At 66.7% G+C, this 18,288-nt stretch carries 17 protein-coding genes and 1 pseudogene; 2 read left to right on the top strand and 16 right to left on the bottom strand.

Annotation, left to right across the window (positions count from 1 at the left end; translation table 11 throughout):
- Nucleotides 1-44: 44 nt before the first annotated feature.
- The 9 genes from der to G6N13_RS18560 all read right to left on the bottom strand — a co-directional run bounded on the left by der (nt 45) and on the right by G6N13_RS18560 (nt 8,646).
- The gene (gene der / locus G6N13_RS18600) at nt 45-1,451 is read right to left on the bottom strand and encodes a ribosome biogenesis GTPase Der (protein ID WP_163699338.1); all 1,407 of its coding nucleotides are present in this window, start codon (nt 1,449-1,451) and stop codon (nt 45-47) included.
- On the bottom strand, nt 1,448-2,128 hold the full coding sequence (cmk, locus tag G6N13_RS18595) for a (d)CMP kinase (protein WP_163699336.1): 681 nt from the start codon (nt 2,126-2,128) through the stop codon (nt 1,448-1,450). The genes der and cmk overlap by 4 nt, the downstream gene beginning before the upstream one ends.
- Complete coding sequence (locus tag G6N13_RS18590; protein WP_163699334.1) at nt 2,125-2,868, bottom strand: pseudouridine synthase; 744 nt, start codon at nt 2,866-2,868, stop codon at nt 2,125-2,127. The genes cmk and G6N13_RS18590 overlap by 4 nt, the downstream gene beginning before the upstream one ends.
- Nucleotides 2,861-3,556: an SMC-Scp complex subunit ScpB gene (gene scpB, locus G6N13_RS18585; RefSeq protein WP_179965013.1), complete on the bottom strand. Its 696-nt coding sequence runs from the start codon at nt 3,554-3,556 to the stop codon at nt 2,861-2,863. The genes G6N13_RS18590 and scpB overlap by 8 nt, the downstream gene beginning before the upstream one ends.
- A gap of 8 nt (nt 3,557-3,564) precedes the next feature.
- A complete protein-coding gene (locus G6N13_RS18580) occupies nt 3,565-4,374 on the bottom strand; it encodes a segregation/condensation protein A (RefSeq protein WP_163699329.1) in 810 nt (269 codons plus the stop codon).
- The gene (locus tag G6N13_RS18575; protein ID WP_163699327.1) at nt 4,371-5,231 is read right to left on the bottom strand and encodes a ParA family protein; all 861 of its coding nucleotides are present in this window, start codon (nt 5,229-5,231) and stop codon (nt 4,371-4,373) included. Before G6N13_RS18575 ends, G6N13_RS18580 begins: the two co-directional genes overlap by 4 nt.
- Nucleotides 5,232-5,325: 94 nt before the next feature.
- The gene (xerD, locus tag G6N13_RS18570) at nt 5,326-6,270 is read right to left on the bottom strand and encodes a site-specific tyrosine recombinase XerD (RefSeq protein ID WP_163699325.1); all 945 of its coding nucleotides are present in this window, start codon (nt 6,268-6,270) and stop codon (nt 5,326-5,328) included.
- Complete coding sequence (locus tag G6N13_RS18565; protein WP_163699323.1) at nt 6,267-6,890, bottom strand: NUDIX domain-containing protein; 624 nt, start codon at nt 6,888-6,890, stop codon at nt 6,267-6,269. Before G6N13_RS18565 ends, xerD begins: the two co-directional genes overlap by 4 nt.
- Nucleotides 6,883-8,646, bottom strand: a complete 1,764-nt coding sequence (locus G6N13_RS18560) for a CTP synthase (protein WP_163699321.1) — start codon at nt 8,644-8,646, stop codon at nt 6,883-6,885. Before G6N13_RS18560 ends, G6N13_RS18565 begins: the two co-directional genes overlap by 8 nt.
- Nucleotides 8,647-8,929: 283 nt before the next feature.
- Between G6N13_RS18560 and G6N13_RS18555 the strand changes: the two are divergent.
- Both G6N13_RS18555 and G6N13_RS18550 read left to right on the top strand, forming a co-directional pair.
- Nucleotides 8,930-10,333: pseudogene (locus G6N13_RS18555) on the top strand (IS1380 family transposase).
- 178 nt (nt 10,334-10,511) lie between these two features.
- Nucleotides 10,512-11,273, top strand: coding sequence for a hypothetical protein (locus G6N13_RS18550; RefSeq protein WP_179965012.1), 762 nt, complete (start codon nt 10,512-10,514; stop codon nt 11,271-11,273).
- A gap of 67 nt (nt 11,274-11,340) precedes the next feature.
- Here the strand turns inward: G6N13_RS18550 and G6N13_RS18545 are convergent, their stop codons facing one another.
- From G6N13_RS18545 to G6N13_RS18520, 7 genes are all read right to left on the bottom strand, one after another.
- Complete coding sequence (locus G6N13_RS18545; RefSeq protein WP_163699319.1) at nt 11,341-12,282, bottom strand: copper transporter; 942 nt, start codon at nt 12,280-12,282, stop codon at nt 11,341-11,343.
- 25 nt (nt 12,283-12,307) lie between these two features.
- A complete protein-coding gene (steA, locus tag G6N13_RS18540) occupies nt 12,308-13,492 on the bottom strand; it encodes a putative cytokinetic ring protein SteA (protein WP_163699316.1) in 1,185 nt (394 codons plus the stop codon).
- A gap of 130 nt (nt 13,493-13,622) precedes the next feature.
- Nucleotides 13,623-15,377 carry a DNA repair protein RecN gene (recN, locus tag G6N13_RS18535; RefSeq protein WP_163699314.1) on the bottom strand — a complete coding sequence of 585 codons (1,755 nt, stop codon included), beginning with the start codon at nt 15,375-15,377 and terminating at the stop codon, nt 13,623-13,625.
- Nucleotides 15,378-15,384: 7 nt separating this feature from the next.
- Nucleotides 15,385-16,263 carry an NAD kinase gene (locus tag G6N13_RS18530; RefSeq protein ID WP_163699312.1) on the bottom strand — a complete coding sequence of 293 codons (879 nt, stop codon included), beginning with the start codon at nt 16,261-16,263 and terminating at the stop codon, nt 15,385-15,387.
- Nucleotides 16,260-17,069, bottom strand: coding sequence for a TlyA family RNA methyltransferase (locus G6N13_RS18525; RefSeq protein ID WP_163699310.1), 810 nt, complete (start codon nt 17,067-17,069; stop codon nt 16,260-16,262). The genes G6N13_RS18530 and G6N13_RS18525 overlap by 4 nt, the downstream gene beginning before the upstream one ends.
- A gap of 8 nt (nt 17,070-17,077) precedes the next feature.
- Complete coding sequence (locus tag G6N13_RS24165; RefSeq protein WP_170310458.1) at nt 17,078-17,254, bottom strand: hypothetical protein; 177 nt, start codon at nt 17,252-17,254, stop codon at nt 17,078-17,080.
- Nucleotides 17,255-17,262: 8 nt separating this feature from the next.
- Nucleotides 17,263-18,288, bottom strand: a complete 1,026-nt coding sequence (locus G6N13_RS18520; RefSeq protein WP_163699308.1) for an HAD-IIA family hydrolase — start codon at nt 18,286-18,288, stop codon at nt 17,263-17,265.

The raw sequence follows: 18,288 nt of genomic DNA, 5'->3' as shown, positions 1-18,288 counted from the left end.
CAATCCTACTGGTCGACGGGCCCGAAACGCCTCAAACCCGCCGATTAGCGCGGCTTGAGCTTGCGCTTCTCACGCACCCGGACGTTGATCCGGATCGGGCTGCCCTCGAAACCAAAGGTCTCCCGCAGCCGGCGCTCGAGGAACCGCCGATAGCCCGCCTCCAGAAAACCACTGGTGAAGAGCACAAACGTCGGCGGCCGCGCGGTGGCCTGGGTGGCGAACAGGATTCGCGGCTGCTTACCACCGCGCACCGGCGGCGGTGTGGCCGCGACGATTTCCTTGATCCAGTTGTTCAGCTGGCCGGTCGAGATACGCGCATCCCATGACGCCAGCGCGGTCTCCATCGCCGGCACCAGCTTCTGCACCGCTCGACCGCTCTTGGCTGAGATGTTCACCCGTGGCGCCCACTGCAACTGCGCGAGTTCGCGGTCGATCTCTTTGTCCAGCAGATAGCGCCGGTCCTCGTCGACCAGATCCCATTTGTTGAACGCCAGCACCAATGCCCGGCCAGCTTCGATGACCATCGTCAGCACGCGCTGGTCCTGCTCGGTCAGTGGCTCCGACGCGTCGATCAACACGACGACCACCTCGGCGGCGTCGATCGCGCTGTGCGTGCGCACCGAAGCGTAGAACTCGTGCCCGCTGGCCTGCGCGACCCGCCTGCGCAGCCCGGCGGTATCGACGAAACGCCATGTCTTGCCGCCTAATTCGATCAGCGAGTCCACCGGATCGACGGTGGTGCCCGCGACATCGTGCACCACCGATCGCTCGGCTCCGGCCAGCCGGTTCAGCAGTGAGCTCTTGCCGACGTTCGGCTTGCCCACCAGCGCGACCCGTCGGGGCCCGCCGGGCGCGGGAGCTACCTCCGACGCGGTAGGCAAAACTGCGATGAGTTCGTCGAGCAGATCGGCCACCCCACGGCCGTGTATCGCGCTGATCGCGTGGGGCTCCCCCAGCCCCAGCGACCACAGGGCAGCCGCGTCGGCCTCGCCCTTCTCGTTGTCAACCTTGTTGGCAGCCAGGAACACCGGCTTGCCAGACCGTCGCAGGATCTTGGCCGCGGCCTCATCTCCGGAAGTCGCACCCACCGTCGCGTCGACCACCAGGATGATCGCGTCGGCGGTCTGCATCGCCACCGAGGCCTGCTCGGCCACCAACTGCTGCAAGCCCTTTGCGTCAGGCTCCCATCCGCCGGTGTCCTGCACGACAAAGCGTCGCCCCGTCCAGGACGCGTCATAGGACACCCGGTCGCGGGTGACCCCCGGCAGATCCTGGACGACCGCCTCGCGCCGGCCCAGGATCCGGTTCACCAAGGTCGACTTGCCGACGTTGGGCCGTCCGACGATGGCGACTACCGGCGGCGGCGCGAACGACTCAGCATCCTCGCCCTCGAAACCCTCGTCGCTGAATTCCCAATCGCTTTCGTCCGACCACGTTCCGTCGTCGCTCATCGCACTGCCCCGCTTCGCTGTTCGACCAACTGCAGCAGGTGCGCCACGACTTCGGCCTCGGTCATGTCACTGGAGTCGACGATCACCGCATCCTCGGCGGGGCGCAGCGGTGACACCGCGCGCGTCGAGTCCAGATGATCGCGGCGAAGCACGTCGGCCAGTACCGTCTCGTAGTCGTCGGCCAACCCGACCGCGACGTTCTGATCGTTGCGCCGCCGCGCTCGGGTCTCGGCTGAGGCGGTGAGAAAGATCTTCACGTCGGCATCCGGTAGCACAACGGTGCCGATATCACGGCCCTCGACAACGACACTGTCTGGCCCTGAAGCCAATTCGCGTTGTAACGCCACCAGCCGAGCGCGCACCTGCGGCACCGCCGACACAGCGGACACCGCTCGGGTGACCTCGCCACCGCGGATCTCAGCCGAAACATCCTCGGTGCCGAGATACGCGCGATCGATGTCAGGGTTGTTGCCCACCGACAACGGGACATCGGCGGCCGCGGCGATCGCCTCAGCGTCAGCCAGGTCGACTCCGGCCCGCAGGGTCGAGAGTGTCACAAGCCGGTACATCGCACCGGTGTCCAGATAGTGGGCGTTCAGTGCACGCGCCAATCCCCTTGACACCGATGACTTTCCAGTCCCGGCAGGACCATCGACAGCGACTACCACTGCACTCACAAACCTACCGCCTTGTACAACTCGCCAACTTCCTTGCGGGTCAGCACGCGAATGCTGCCTGGCCGCTGTTCACCCAGCGTCACGTCACCGATACTGACGCGCACTAGCGCCTCGACCGGATAGCCCACGGCGGCCAGCAGCCGCCGCACGATGCGCTTGCGGCCTTCATGCAGCGTGAGCCGCAACAGCGTCTTACCCGGAACCGCGTCGACCACCGCGAACTCGTCGACCGCAGCCGGGCCATCGTCGAGTTCCACGCCGGCGCGCAGCGTCTTGCCCAAACCCTTTGGCACCGAACCGGTTACCGTCGCCAGGTAGGTCTTGGGCACCTCGAATGACGGGTGCATCAGCCGGTGCGCCAACTCACCATCATTGGTCAGCAGCAGCAGACCCTCGGTATCGGCGTCCAAGCGCCCCACGTGGAACAGGTTCTTGTTACCACGGACCCGGTGCTCCACCAGATCGCCGACGCACGGACGGCCCCGTTCATCCGACATCGTGGAATGCATGCCGATGGGCTTGTTGATCGCCAGGTACATCATCGTGTCGTCCAGCACGACTCGCGACCCGTCCACCCGGATGTCGGCCGTCGCCGGGTCGACCCGGGTGCCCATTTCGGTGACGATCTGCCCGTCGACCTCGACGCGGCCATCATGGATCATCCGTTCGGCCACCCGCCGGGAGGCGATCCCGGCCTGCGACAATACCTTCTGCAGCCGTACCCCTTCTGGTTCAGGCATCGGTATCCACATCGAACGAGATATTCGGATCGGCGGCGCTGCCACCGGATAGCTTGGCGAATCGCGGTTCGGCGTCCAGGTTTTCACTCATTTCATCGATCACGTCGACATCGGGAAGCAGCGGCGCGATATCGGGGAGGTCGGTCAGCGACGAGAGCCCGAGCCGTTCCAGGAAAAGCTCCGTGGTCGCGAACATCGTTGCGCCGGTGTCCTCGTCGGCACCGGCCTCGGTGATCAGCCCGCGCGCCACCAGCGTCCGGATCACCGCGTCGACGTTGACGCCACGCACCGCGCTGACCCGCGCCCGGGTGACCGGCTGGCGGTAGGCCACCACAGCCAGCGTCTCGAGCGCCGCCCTGGTCAGCTTCGACCGGGATCCGTCCAGCAACAATCGCTCTACATACGGCGCGAGGCGGGCCCGGGTGTACATCCGCCAGCCGCCGCCGGCTTCGCGCAGATCGATACCGCTGTCGCGGGCCGCCAGATCGCCGGCCATCACCTCCAGCTTGGCGGTGATTCGATAGACCGGCTGCTCGATCACCGTCGCCAACGTCTCCGCTCCGACCGGGGCGTCCACCACCAGCAGCAGCGCCTCCAGCACCCGGCCCAGTTCGTCGTCGTCCAGATCCGCGTGGGAGACGTCGACGTCCGGATCCGGGTCGGATAGTTCGGCTGCGTCGTCGGTCATCGTTGGTTCTATTCTTCTTCCCACTCGGATCTGACCAGCTCGTCGTCTACCTGCCGGTCTCCGGTCCATGAAACCTGGAGCACACCAAGCGGTTCTAACTGCTCAAATGCTACCGCCCTGGCTCGATACAGTTCGAGCAGCGCCAGGAAGCGCCCGACGATCTGGATCGGCTCATCGCAGTCGGCCACCAATTCCTTGAACGACGCCCACTGCCCCACCCCGCGGGATGACAGAAACTCCAGCAACAGCTCGGCCTGTTCGGGCACCGATACCTGCTGCGCGTGCAGATGGTCGGTGCGCACCACGGGCACCGGCCGCGGAGTGAACACGGCGGCCGCGATCTCGGCGAAACTGGCCGCGTCGACACCCAGCATGACCTCGGGAAGGAGCGCGGAAAAGCGGTCCTCGAGTGAAACGGCGCGCGGGTAGCTGCGCAGTGCCGCGGCTTCCAGTTCAGCGAACATCTCGGCAACATGCTTGAACGCGCGGTACTGCAGCAGGCGCGCGAACAAGAGGTCGCGAACCTCCAGCAGGGCGAGGTCTTCCTCATCGTGCACCTCACCGGAGGGCAGCAGCCGGGCTGCCTTGAGGTCCAGCAGAGTGGCGGCAATCACCAAAAACGTGGTGGTCTCGTCGAGCTCGAGCAGGGGCCCGATCTGACGGGTGTAGGCGATGAACTCGTCGGTCACCTGGTGCAGCGCGACTTCGGTCACATCGAGGCGGTGGGCGAAGATCAGCTGTAACAGTAGATCGAACGGACCCTCGAAATTGGTCAACCTGACACGGAAGCCCTTGTCGGGCGCCGACTGTTCGGTCACTTGCCGAAGCGGTCGATGACCTCACAGGCCAGCGATCGATATGCCTGTGCGCCAGCAGATTTCGGTGCCCAGGTAGTGATGGGCTCGCCGGCGACACTGGTCTCAGGGAAGCGCACGGTCCGGGTGATCACGGTGTCGAACACCAAATCTCCGAAACGTTCCAGGACCCGCGCCATCACCTCGCGAGCGTTGACCGTGCGATTGTCGTAGCGGGTGATCAGGATCCCGCTGATCGAGAGCCGCGGGTTGAGCCGGTCACGCACCTTGTCGACGGTGTCGGTGAGCAATGCCAGCCCACGCAGCGAGAAGTACTCGCACTCGGTCGGGATGACCACCCCGTCGGAGCAGGCTAGCGCGTTGACGGTGAGCAGGCCCAGCGACGGCTGGCAGTCGATCAACACATAGTCGTAGCGGTCCAGGACGGGGTGCAGTGCGCGGGCTAGGGTCTGCTCGCGGCCGACCTCGTTGACCAGCTGGATCTCGGCGGCCGACAGGTCGATATTGCTGGGCACCAGGTCCAGGTTCTTGACCCGGGTGTTGATCAGCACCTCGTCGATGCTCACGCGCGGTTCGATCATCAGGTTGTGCACGGTGTGCGCCAGCTCGTAGTGCGGCACGCCCAACCCCGCCGACAATGCGCCCTGCGGGTCGAGGTCGACCAGCAGCACCCGGCGGCCGTACTCGGCCAGGGCCGCCCCCAGGTTGATCGTGGAGGTGGTCTTGCCGACGCCGCCCTTCTGGTTACACATCGAGATGACCTTGGCCGGCCCATGGGAGGTCAGCGGCTGTGGTTCGGGAATGTGGCGGGGCGGGCGGCCGGTGAGACCGATAGCGGAATCGTCTGCCTCGTCGGTCACGCCGTGCCCCCCGTCATCAGGCGATTCGGCGGCGTGGCGAACATCCGCGAAAGTCTAACGGTGCGCCGGCGCCGCGAATGGCAGACCCGCGACATCACGCGCGCGGATGTGCGCCGGCCCAGACCTCGCGCAGCGCGTGCACGGTGACCAGGGTGTAGATCTGCGTCGTGGTGACCGACGCATGCCCGAGCAGCTCCTGGACCACGCGGACATCGGCCCCGCCGTCGAGCAGATGTGTGGCGAATGAGTGCCGCAGCGTGTGCGGTGATACTGCCGCGGAGATTCCGGCCCGCTCGGCGGAGTCCTGCAGCACCTGCCAGGCGCTCTGGCGCGACAGCCGGCCGCCACGGGAGTTGAGAAAGATCGCCGGTGTCCCCCGCCCTCGGCGCGCCAATTCGGGGCGGCCACGCACCAGATAGGCGTCCAGTGCGGCGATCGCCGGCCGGCCGACGGGCACCAGGCGTTCCTTACCGCCCTTACCGCGCAAGAGCACCGACCGCGCTTCGGTGTCGACATCGTCCACGTCGAGTCCGACCGCCTCCGAAATCCGGGCGCCGGTCGAATACAGCAGCTCCAACATCGCGCGGTTGCGCAGGGTCAACGGCCCGTCGGACGGGCTATCCCCGCCCGCACCGTCGAGCAGGGCGAGCACCTCGTCGAGGGTCAAGCTTTTGGGTAGCCGACGGCTGGGCGTGGGCGGCTTGACGGCCCGTGCAACGTCGACGCCGATGATCCCTTCGGCCGCCGCGAACCGGTGAAACCCGCGCACCGCGATCAGGGCGCGGGCGGCCGAAACCGCCGACAGCGGCATCGCACCCGCATCGGGGTCACCCCGGCGCAGCGCCACCAGGAAGTCGCTGACGTCGTTCTCGGTGACGTTGGTCAAGTCGTCGATACCTCGCACGGTGAGGTGTTCGACGTAGCGGCGAAGGTCACGCCGGTAGGAGCTGATGGTGTTGGTCGCCACCCCACGCTCGATGGTGAGGTGATCGAGGTAGCCCTGCAGCTGCCCGCCCAGCGCTGCTTGGAAGGTGGTCATGAGGGGGCCTTTCCCGCCGCGAACGCGGTGGGGCGGTCAGCCCACGGCGCATCGACGCGACGGATCGGCTTGCCATCGACGATCACCGCGTGCACGGCCAGAATGCCTGCTGCCGCAGTAGAATTCACGATCTCACCGGCCAGCACCCGCTGCAGCGCGTCGGCGACGGGCACCCACTCCACGGTCATGTCGGCTTCTTCGTCGTGCCCCTCAGGCCGGCCGACGTCGGTCAGGCCGCGGGCCAGATACACCCGCAACGCCTCGTCGCTGAAACCCGGAGAGGAGATCAGATCGAGCAGCACGGTCCAGTGGTCGGCGGTGAGCCCGGTCTCCTCCCGCAACTCGCGGGCCGCGGCCTCCGCCGGATCCTCGCCCGGTTCGTCGAGCAACCCGGCGGGCAGCTCCCACAGCCTGCGCCCGATCGGATGGCGGTACTGGTAGACCATCGCCACCCGGTCAGAGTCGTCGACGGCCGCTACGGCCACTGCGCCGTAGTGTTCGACGACCTCACGCTTGGCGATATTGCCGCCGGGCATGCGGACCTGGTCGGCCCGCAGCGCGAGAATGCTTCCGCGATAAACGGTTTCGGAGGATACGGTCTCGAAATCGTGCTCAGCCACGAGATGAGTGCTCTGGAACCTGCTCGGCCAGTGCCTGCGCCGAGTGCTCCTTTCCGTTGGAGTGCTGTTCGGGAATCTCCACCGGCAGCCGCTCGGCCGCCTTGTATTCGATCGCCGCACCGACGAACGAGACGAACAACGGGTGCGGACGAGTCGGCCGGCTCTTCAGTTCGGGGTGGGCCTGTGTACCGACCAGGAACGGGTGTACCTCGCGGGGATATTCGACGAACTCGACCAGGTGACCGTCCGGCGAAGTCCCCGAGAACCGCAGTCCGCTCTGCGCGATCTGATCGCGGTAGGAGTTGTTGACTTCGTAGCGGTGCCGGTGCCGCTCGGAGACGTGCGTGGCCTCATAAGCCTCGGCCACGATCGATCCGGCTTCCAGCGTTGCCGGGTAGGCACCCAGTCGCATGGTGCCACCCAGGTCGGCTTCACCGGCCACGATCTGTTCCTGGTCGGCCATCGTGGCGATCACCGGGTCCGGAGTGTCGGGGTCGAACTCCGCGGAACTGGCTTCGGTGAGCCCGACCGAGCGCGCCGCTTCGATGACGATGCACTGCAGGCCGAGGCACAACCCGAGGACCGGGATCCCGCGGGTGCGGGCGTAGTGGATGGCACCGATCTTGCCCTCGATACCGCGAATGCCGAACCCGCCGGGAACCAGCACGCCGTCGACGTCGCCCAGCGCCGCGGCCGCACCGGCATCGGTGTCGCAATCGTCAGAGGCCACCCAGCGCATCTCCAGCTTGGTGTGATGCGCGAACCCGCCGGCGCGCAGCGCCTCGGCCACCGACAGGTAGGCGTCGGAAAGATCGATGTACTTGCCCACCAGAGCAATTCGCACCGTCTCTTTGGGCTCATGCACCCGGCGCAGCAGATCGTTCCACTGCGTCCAGTCGACGTCGCGGAACGGTAGATTGAGCCGGCGTACCACATACGCGTCGAGCTCTTCGCGATGCAGCACCTTGGGGATGTCGTAGATCGACGGGGCATCCGGTGTGGAGATCACTCCGTCGATGTCGACGTCGCACATGAGCGCGATCTTGTTCTTCATCGGCTCGGGGACGTCGCGGTCGCAGCGCAGGATCAGGGCGTCAGGGCTAATGCCGATGCTGCGCAGCGCGGCCACCGAGTGCTGGGTGGGCTTGGTCTTCAGTTCGCCCGACGGCTTGAGGAACGGCACCAATGAGACGTGCAGGAAGAAGCAGTTCGCCCGGCCGACCTCGTGACGCACCTGCCGCGCGGCCTCCAGGAACGGCAGTGATTCGATATCACCGACGGTGCCGCCGATCTCGGTGATCACCACATCGGGCCGGTTGCCGTTCTCGTCCGGACGGGCCATCGCCAGAATGCGGCTCTTGATCTCATCGGTGATGTGCGGGATCACCTGGACGGTGTCACCGAGGTACTCGCCGCGACGCTCCTTGGCGATCACCGACGAATACACCTGCCCGGTGGTCACATTCGCGAACCCGGACAGATTGCGGTCCAGGAAGCGCTCGTAGTGGCCGACGTCAAGATCGGTCTCGGCGCCGTCCTCGGTGACGAACACCTCGCCATGCTGGAACGGGTTCATCGTGCCCGGGTCGACGTTGAGGTACGGGTCGAGCTTCTGCATGGTGACATAGAGCCCGCGGGCAGTCAGCAACTGACCGAGACTGCTTGCGGTGAGCCCCTTGCCGAGGGACGAAACGACTCCACCGCTGACGAAGAGGTGCTTAGTAGCGGTCTGCAGGTGCTTACGCAGTGGTGGCAAGAGCGGCCTCCGTGACGACGGGCAGGGGATCGCTGTGAGCTAGCTGGGGCCTGCCGACCCACGGAAACTCACCCTAACACCGACACCGACAAGGCGGCGCTAACACGCCAGTGGGCTTGGTTACCTCTGGGTCACCCCTGACCGCCCCAAGACCGCGACTAAGCCTCGATCCACCGACTGACCTGGTTGTCTGCGGGGTGTCGGAATGAAGAAAGTGCCCTCTGAGCTGGGATGATTGGTGTTCTTGAGGCATCAATCGGGCCAGTTCAGAAAGGCACTTCCGGTGCAGGTTTCGCATGAGTTCTCCGCTGAGTCAGCAGTGTTCGACGACGGCAATCTCGTGTCGTCTGCTGGGCTGGTCCCGGTGATGAGATTGGCCCAGCAGACCGGGCTGCTCACCTTGCTCGAGGAGAAGGTCCAGATCACGACGCCGCGGATCAAGTCCGGGTCGGCGAACCCGGCGCCGAAGCTGGCCACCGTGATCGCAGGGATGCTCGCCGGTGCGGACTGCATCGATGACATCGACGTGCTGCGCAGCGGCGGGATGACGACACTCTTCGACGGCGTGTACGCACCCTCGACGGTGGGAACACTGTTGCGAGAGTTCACCTTCGGTCATGCCCGCCAGTTGGAGTCGGTGCTGCGCGAGCACCTGGTCGCGTTGTATTCCCGGGTTGATCTGCTCCCCGCCGCCGATGAGCGGGTGTTCATCGACATCCATTCGCTACTACGACCGGTCTACGGACACGCCAAACAAGGCACCTCCTAAGGCCATACCAAGATCGCCGGCACGCAGATCCTGCGCAAGGGACTGTCCCCGCTGGCGACCACGATCAGCACCGCGGGCTCGGTGCCGGTGATCGCCGGGATGCGGCTCCGCGCCGGGCGGACCAGTTCGGCCAAGGGCGCCGGGCGGATGGTCGCCCAGGCCATCGGCACCGCCCGCGCCGCCGGAGCCAGCGGCCCAATTCTGGTCCGCGGCGACTCGGCCTACGGCAACCGCGCAGTGGTGCAGACCTGCCTACGCGCGGGCGCTCAGTTCTCGCTGGTGATGACACGCAACCCCGCTGTGGACCGCGCGATCAACGCGATCGAGGAGACCTCGTGGACCCCCGTGTCCTATCCCGGTGCGGTCCGCGACCCCGATACCGGCGGCTGGATCTCCGATGCCGAAGTCGCCGAAATCCCCTACACCGCCTTCGCATCCACCCCCGACCGGATCACGGCCCGACTGGTCGTGCGCCGCGTCAAAGACGCCCGCTACCGTGACGCCCTGTTCCCGGTGTGGCGGTATCACCCGTTCTTCACCAACACCGACCTACCCATCGCCGACGCCGACATCACCCACCGCCACCACGCCATCATCGAAACCGTGTTCGCCGACCTGATCGACGGACCGCTGGCTCACATCCCCTCGGGACGCTTCGGCGCGAACTCCGCCTGGGTGCTGTGCGCGGCGATCGCCCACAACCTGCTCCGCGCCGCCGGCGTCCTCGCCGGAGAACGCCACACCCGGGCACGCGGATCGACGCTGCGCCGCAAGATCATCAACATCGCGGCCCGACTGGCACGGCCGCAACGCCGACCCATCCTGCACCTACCAGCCCACTGGCCCTGGGTCGATCACTGGCTCACCCTGTGGCGCAACACCATCGGCCACAGCCCGCCAGCCACCACGACCTTTTGACCACCCGCCGAAAGGCCCGACCGAACAACACAGGAAAAGCTGGGCAGACCAGCAGATACCCCCTGCCGGCAACAGCAACCACGATCAAAACTCAACCCCACCACCACTACCAACGAACATCGGTGGATCGAGGCTAAACCTGGATTGCCCGCTGCCGCGGACCGACTACGGCGAGGGCGTGCTCGGCCGGGTGATGTTCCACGTATGTTCACTGGTCGCCGAAGATGCCTGCGCCGAGGCCGATTTCACCGAGCTGGCCGGGTGCGTCGGCGTCACTGCCCAGTTGGCCAAGGACTTGCGAGACGGCAACCTGGTGCCGTACGGCGCCCGCGACCGCGAGGAACTGACCCGGGCGATTCTGCAACGCCTGCTGGCCCCCGCGCTGGGCAGCATCGCCCTGCTGGCCCGGCTCGGCCCGTGCATCCACAGTCGCGGTGCCCGGGCGGCGATGGCGTATATGACCATTACGACCTCGGCGTTCTTGTGCGCGGCCGTCGGAGCTCGCGCACCCTGCGGGGGACCGGTAGGGCTAGCCGCGGCGGTGCTGGCCTCCGTCTCCACGGCGCAGTGGACCACGATGCTGAAGCGAGTGTGCTGTTCGGTCGATGGGGCTATCCACTGTCTGTTAGATGCAAGCCCTGCTGCCCGATCGGGCGCGGCCGATCTCCTGGGCCTTGGTGATCCGCGCTCGATGCCGCTCGCGGTGGGCCCGCTCACCGTCGCCGCTACCTTTGCGCTCGTCGAAGGCCTGCCGGAAGAACCACTTACCGGCGAACTGCCCGAGCTCCAAGTGCGCCGAATGATGATCGCCGACCATCTAGCCTTCGGCGCCCTGGAACGGCTGCGACCCCGCAACATCGACGGTATGCGTTCCCTCGCAACGCAATTGCAGCTCGCTGCCCTCGACTCGCTGTCCAGAGAGCAAACCCATGATCACTGATTCGACCCGGTCTGCCTGGAAGTCAGCCGTCCGCTTATCGACTCTGAACGCTTCGCCGCCCTGAGCCCTACTGCGGAACGGTGATCGACGATGCGCCCGGTCCGGTGCCGAACTTCCCGTTCGATGCACCGTTGATCAGGTTCTGCAGGGCCAGCACCGTGGTGATGCGACCGGACTCGACGCTGATGTCGTCGACGGTGGTCACATCGGCGGACATGCCCGCGTCGGCCCGGGTGACGGCGACGGCCGCGGTACCGCCGGCGGATCCGTCCCGGCCGGCCAGCACGAGGCCCGCCCCGTGCGGGGCCATCGCAGCGGCAAAGCGTGCGACCGTCGACCCCTGATTGCCGGCGTCATCGCCGAGCGCTCCCCCGGTGACGACGACGGCGGTGTTGGCCGCGCCGAGGTGATCGCCCTGATAGGTCAGGAAGCCGGTGTCGCGCAACGCCGCCAGCACGGTGTCGCGCTGGATGTCGTCGGCGGGGCTGATTTCGGGTTTGCGGTTGATCAGCAGCGCGATGCCGAGCAGATCACCGGCTTGGGATCCCTGGTCGACCATCGCGGTGCTCAGCTGCGCCCCGGCCGGCACGATCGAGGAGTTGACCACCGAACGCAACTTCTCCGCCGAGTTCGCGTCGACGAACTCCCTCGTCAGTGCGATCGTCCCGGTGACGATGCCCCCGGCCTGCCCGACGATCCGGCTCATCGCCGCCACGTCGTCGTTGTCGGCGTCCGGTGTGCGGATCAGCACCACCGACTTCCCGGACAGTGCGTCGCGCACCATCCGGCTCGACATCTGAGTGTCGAAATCATTGGCAGCACCGAGCTTTACGTTCACCGCGTTGCGCTGATCGGTAAGCGTGGTGATCTGTTTGTTCAGATCCTGCTTCTCGGAGCGCAGCCCGGACAGCAACGTATCCGAGAGCACCCCGGAGCCCAAGAACACCCCGACAGCCAGCGCAAGGAACACAGCGGCCAGCGAAATGGCATGTTGGCGTAGCGAAATCACAGCGATGAGCCTTTCTGCCCTACGCCTAGGTCACCCAGCTCTGCACCCACAGCGAGAAACGGTTCCAGTACGTCACGATCCAGTCGATGACGAATGTGTCGGCCCGCGACACCCACAGCGCAGCGATGATGGCGAGCAGAACCGCCAGGATCAGCATCGCGATGGCACCGCCGGAGATGTGGTTGCGGTACAGCGTGGCAACAGCTTTCGCGTCGACCAATTTCTCGCCCACCTTCAGCCGGGTGAGGAACGTCGACGGATTGCTCTGCTGACGGGAACGGTCGAAGAACTCTTCGATGCTGGCCGAATGCCCTGCGGTGACGATCAGCGCGGCACCATGGTGGTCGACGAGCAGCAGCGCCAGGTCGGCGGCCGAACCCGCGGCCGGGAACGTCATCGCCCCGATGCCCAGGTCCTGAATGCGCTCGAGGCCGTTGGCGTGACCGTCGGAGTCGGCGGGAAGCACCACCTGCGCGCCGCTCTTGAGGACATCGGCGCTCATCTGGTCGGGGTTGCCGACGATCAGCTGCGGCCGGTAACCACACTTCTGCAGGACATCGGCGCCACCCTCCACACCGACCAACACCGGCTGGTACTCCTTGATGAAGGGTTTGAGCGCCTTGAGATCTTCCTCGGCGCCCGGCCCGTCGGACACCACCACGACGTGGCGGCGGTAGACGTCGACATCGATCTCGGGGATGCCGATCCCGTCGATCAGCAGCGGGCTCTCACTCCGGATGAACTCAATGGTGTTGCCGGCGAAGGCCTCCAGATGCGCGACGAGCCCGGTCTTGGCATCCTGCATCAGATCGGCGATCTCTTCGTCGCTGCGTTCCACGCCGTGAATCAGGCGACGATCGCCGGCATACACGCCGCCGTTGTGCAGCCGGACCTTCGCGCCGTCCTTGATCTTCTTGAAGGCTTCCGGACCGACGCTGTCGATCAGCGTGATGTTGTTGGCCACCAACACCTCCGGGCCGAGGTTCGGGTAGCGACCCGAAATCGACGGGGAGGCATTGACGACGCCGGCGATGTTGGCATCGACCAAAGCGTCAGCGGTCATGCGGTCCAGATCGAGGATGTCGAGGACGACGATGTCGCCCGGGCCGACGCGGCGCAGCAGGCGGTCGATATCGCGATCGACGCGGGCCGTGCCCATGACGCCTGGTCGTGCACCGGTGTTACGCGAAAGAAGCGCTGACATCTTCATGGGCCGATTCTGTCGGCGTCAGGACCCGTATCAGCGGAGGCGCGCCGTAACAACAGCCCCACAAGTCATATTTTGTCACAGGAGTAACACGGTCAAGCCACGACGAGTGCCGCTGCCGCCGTCATCGAGCTCAGCTGATTTCCTTGTCGCTCCGCGCGGCCTCCAACAGCTCGCGCGCATGGGCGCGCCCGGTGTCGGATTCGCCGAGCCCCGCCAACATGCGAGCCAGCTCACCCACGCGCTGCTCGGTGTCCAGGCGGCGTACCTCGCTGGTGCCGTTACCGGCACTGTCGACGACCAGGTGGCTGTCGGCGTAGGCGGCGACCTGCGGCAGGTGCGTGACGACGATGACCTGATGACTGCGAGCCAGCCGCGCCAGCCGGCGCCCGATCTGGACCGCGGCCCGACCACCCACGCCGGCATCCACCTCGTCGAACACCATCGTGGTGCCCTCTGCCGAGGCCGCCAGCACCACCTCGAGCGCCAGCATGACGCGGGACAGCTCGCCGCCGGACGCGCTCTTATTCAGCGGCAGGACATCGGTGCCGCGGTGCGCGGTGAAACCGAAATCCACCAGGTCAATGCCCTCGCTGCCGGCGTGGACGGTTTCTCCGGACGGCAATCGCAGCGGCGCACTGTCATCGTCGCGGGCCGGCATCAATGACACCGCCACCGTGAAGTCAGCGTGGGTCATCGCTAGGCCGGTGAGCTCTGCGGTGATCGCCTTCGCCAGGCCCTTGGCGGCCTTGGTCCGAACCCTGGACAGCTCCAGCGCGGCAGTGCTCACCTGGCCGGCGAGCTCATCGACGCGGCGGCCCAGTCCGGCCAGCGCATCCTCGGAGACGTCCAGCTGCGCCAGCCGCTCGCGGGATTGCTTGGCCCACGCCAGCACGCCGTTGACATCGGCAGCGTACTTGCGGGTCAGGCTGCGCAGCTCAGCCTGGCGGGCGAGCTTGGTCTCCAGTGCGCTCGCGTCATCGGGTAGCTCGCCCAGGAAGTCGCCAAGCTCACGAGCGACGTCACCGACGACCGTCAACGCCTCGGTGAGCTGACGGGCCAGCGCACCGAGCGCAGGGTCGTCGGCCGACTGCAGCAGCGCCGCAGCACGGCCCAAAGTGTCTGTCGCCGAATGGGGTTCGCCGTCAGCCAGCTCGTCTACCGACAAATTCACACGAGCGCCCGCGACGGCCTCGCGCAGCGCGTCGAGTTCGGAGAGCCGCCGGATATCGGCCACCAGAGTCTCGTCTTCACCCGGCGCCGGATCGACACCATCGATCTCGGTGAGCGCGAACTTGAGCCGGTCGGCCTCCTGGGCCAGTTCGCGGGCACGATTAGTCCGGTCGACGAGGTCGCGGCGAGCCACCTGCCACTGGTCGCGCAGTTTCCGGTAGCGCTCCAACTTGGTGTCGACGCCCGCGAATCGGTCCAGTGCGGCGCGCTGCTCCTCGGGGCGCATCAGGCGCAGCTGGTCGTTCTGCCCGTGCAGGGCGAGAAGCCCGGTGGTGAACGTGGTCAGCGACTTGGCTGGCACACTGCGCCCGCCCAGATATGCCCGCGACGGGCCCTCCCTGCTGACCGTGCGCAGGGCGATGATGCTTCCGTCGTCGTCACGATCCGCGCCGGACGAGTCGAGGATCTCGTCGATTTTGGCGGCGGTCGCGTCGTCGAGTTCGGCAGTGGCGAACCGGCCTTCGACGACCGCTCGCTCGGCACCAGATCGCACTCGGGTGGCGTCGGCGCGCGCCCCGCCCAGCAGATGCAGGCCGGTCACCACCATCGTCTTGCCGGTGCCCGTCTCGCCGGTGAGCACCGTCAGGCCGCGGTCGAACTCCGCGATCGCAGCGCTGATCGCGCCCAGTGATTCGATCCGGATCTCAGCCAGCATCGGCGATTCACTGCCCCCGCCAGCCGGTGACCGGCAGGCGGAATTTGCGCACTAGCCGGTCGGTGAACGGCGCACTATCCAGCCGCACCCACTTCAGCGGCGTCGTGCATTTGGTCACCTCGAGTCGCCCGCCGGCCGGCACCCGCATCTCCCGGCGGCCGTCGCAGAACACCAGCGCATCGTGGCTGTCGTCCTCGATCTCGATCGCGATCAGCGCCGTCGGACTGGTGACCATCGGGCGGGCGAACAACGCGTGAGCGTTGTTGGGCACCACGATGATTGCCTCCAGATCTGGCCACACCACTGGGCCACCGGCCGAGAACGCGTAAGCGGTGGACCCGGTCGGGCTGGACAACAGCACGCCGTCACAGCCGAACGACGACACCGGCCTGCCGTCGATCTCCAAAACGACGCCGATGACACCGAGCCGAGCGCCTTTCTCCAGACTGGCCTCGTTGAGCGCCCAGCCTCGGGCAACGACCTCATCTTTGGCGCGGACGGTGATGTCCAGTGTCATCCGTTCCTCGACCCGGTAACTACGGGCGACGACGTGGTCGAGGACGGTGTCGATGACCTCGGCTTCGGCCTCGGCCAGGAAACCGATGCGGCCAAGGTTGATTCCCAGCACCGGGATCTCCGCATTGCGGGCCAGTTCAGCGGCCCGCAGGAAGGTGCCGTCGCCGCCGAGCACCAACACCAGTTCACAACCGACCGCGGCATTAGCGTCGGCATCCACGACCTCGGTGTCGGACCCCAGGACCTCGGCGGGAAGCACCCGTAACGCGATCCCGTTGGCGGCCAGCACCTTTTCCACCCGACGAGCCGTCTCGGTGGCCTCGTCGCGGCCGGTGTGCACGACGAGCAGGATCACCCGCTCAGAAGTCATTGCGGTCCTTCCGCGACGGCGCGGCGCACCGCGGCGTCCAGTTCGTCTCCGTGTAATCCACGCTCGGTCTCGGCGCGCAGCCACAGGAAGTACTCGACGTTGCCCGATGGACCTGGCAACGGGCTTGCAGTGGTGCCGACCGTCTGCCAGCCGAGTGCACCAGCGCGGGCGGCGACGGCCAATACCGCGGCCGTGCGCAGCTGCGCATCGGACACCACGCCCCCGGCGCCGACGCGCTCTCGCCCGACCTCGAACTGTGGCTTCACCATGGGAACGATATCGGCGTCCTCGGACGCGCACGCGGTCAGTGCGGGCAGCACGGTGGACAGCGAGATGAACGACAGGTCCGCGACGACCAGCCCGGCTGGACCTCCAATGGTCTCTGGGGTGAGGTCACGCACGTTGGTGCGTTCGATCACGACGACCCGCGGATCCGAACGCAGCGACCAGGCCAACTGCCCGTACCCGACGTCGACGCCCACCACTTCGGTCGCGCCGCGGTCCAGCAGCACTTCGGTGAAACCACCGGTCGACGCGCCCGCGTCCAAGCAACGGCGACCCGCCACGTCGATACCGAAGGCGTCCAAGGCGCCGATCAGCTTGTGCGCGCCACGGGACACCCAGGTGCGCTTCTCGCTGGTCTCGACCGTGAGATTCGCGGTGACAGCGACCGCGGTCGCAGGTTTGACCGCCCGCATGCCGTCGATAGTGACCCGGCCGGCGTCGATGAGTTCTGCGGCCTGCTGCCGCGACCGTGCCAGTCCGCGACGGACCAGCTCGGCATCTACCCGGGCACGCCGCGTCATCGGTGAACTCAGCCCTTCTCCACCGATTCCAGGGCATCGACCAGGATCTGGTGCGCTTCCTCGAGCTGCCGTCCGACCGCGTCGATATCGACACCAGCGACATCGGCACCGTCCGGGTCGACACTGGGCAACTGGGCCAGTGCGGCGTCGATCTCGACGCGGATCTGTTCGGGGTCGATGCTCATATCGCCATTCACGCTAGCCGATCGGATGTCGTCAGCAGGGACCAGCGCTGCAGCGCGGCGCGTGCGGTGTCGTCACCGGCGTGTACGGCCAGGCGACGGCCATCGGTGGCCACATCCCAGACCGCTCGCGCGGTGGCCCGTACCACCGAGAGCCCATCTACACCCGGATCGCCGCCGGTAGCGAGGACCGTGACCGCACCGTCGCCCACCTCAACCCGCCAGCCCGGTTGTTCGGCCACTTTCAGCGTGCCGCCTCCCACGTGTAAATCCCGAAGGTCGGCACCGATATAGGTGGGCCGCCGTTCTGGTGCGGCATGCACGGCCTCGGCCGCGGTGCTGACCCCGCACAGCACCATCAGGCTCGGCAGATTGACGGCGTTGGCACCGGCGATGTCGGTATCCAGGCGATCGCCGACAACCAGTGGGTTGTCGAATGATCCGCGCGCCAACGCGTCTCGCATCAGCGCGGTCGCGGGTTTACCCGCGACCTGCGGTTCGACGTCGGTAGCGGTTTGCAGCGCGGCGACCATCGAGCCGTTTCCGGGCAACAGGCCTCGCTCGGTGGGCAGCGTCCGATCGACGTTGGCGGCCACCCAGCGTGCACCGGCCCGGATGGCCAGCGCGGCCTCGGCCAGATCGGGCCAGGCGGTGGTCGTCGAATGCCCCTGCACGACAGCGACCGGATCCTCGGCGAATTGGCGCACTGGCCGCAGACCGACGGCTTCGATTTCTCCCGCCAGCGCGTCGGTGCCGACGATCAACACCTTCGATCCGGGCGGCAGCTGCCCGGCGAGCAACCGCGCCGCGCTCTGGGCGCTGGTCACCACATCGTCGGCCTGCGCGGTGAATCCGAGCTCGCGTAGATGGGCCGCCACATCGTCAGCGGCCCGGGAAGCGTTGTTGGTGACAAACAGCTTGCGGGTGTGCGCCGTGTCCAGGGCGGAGACAGCCCCCTCGGTCGGCTCATGGCCGCGGAACACGGTCCCATCGAGATCGAGCAGCAGGCAATCATGCTGCTGCGCAAGGGTTGTCAC

The organism is Mycolicibacterium sarraceniae (genome assembly GCF_010731875.1).
GTDB classification, from domain to species: Bacteria; Actinomycetota; Actinomycetes; order Mycobacteriales; family Mycobacteriaceae; genus Mycobacterium; species Mycobacterium sarraceniae.
The sequence above is the reverse complement of the archived record's forward strand: the minus strand, read 5'-3'. Positions and strand labels throughout refer to the sequence as shown.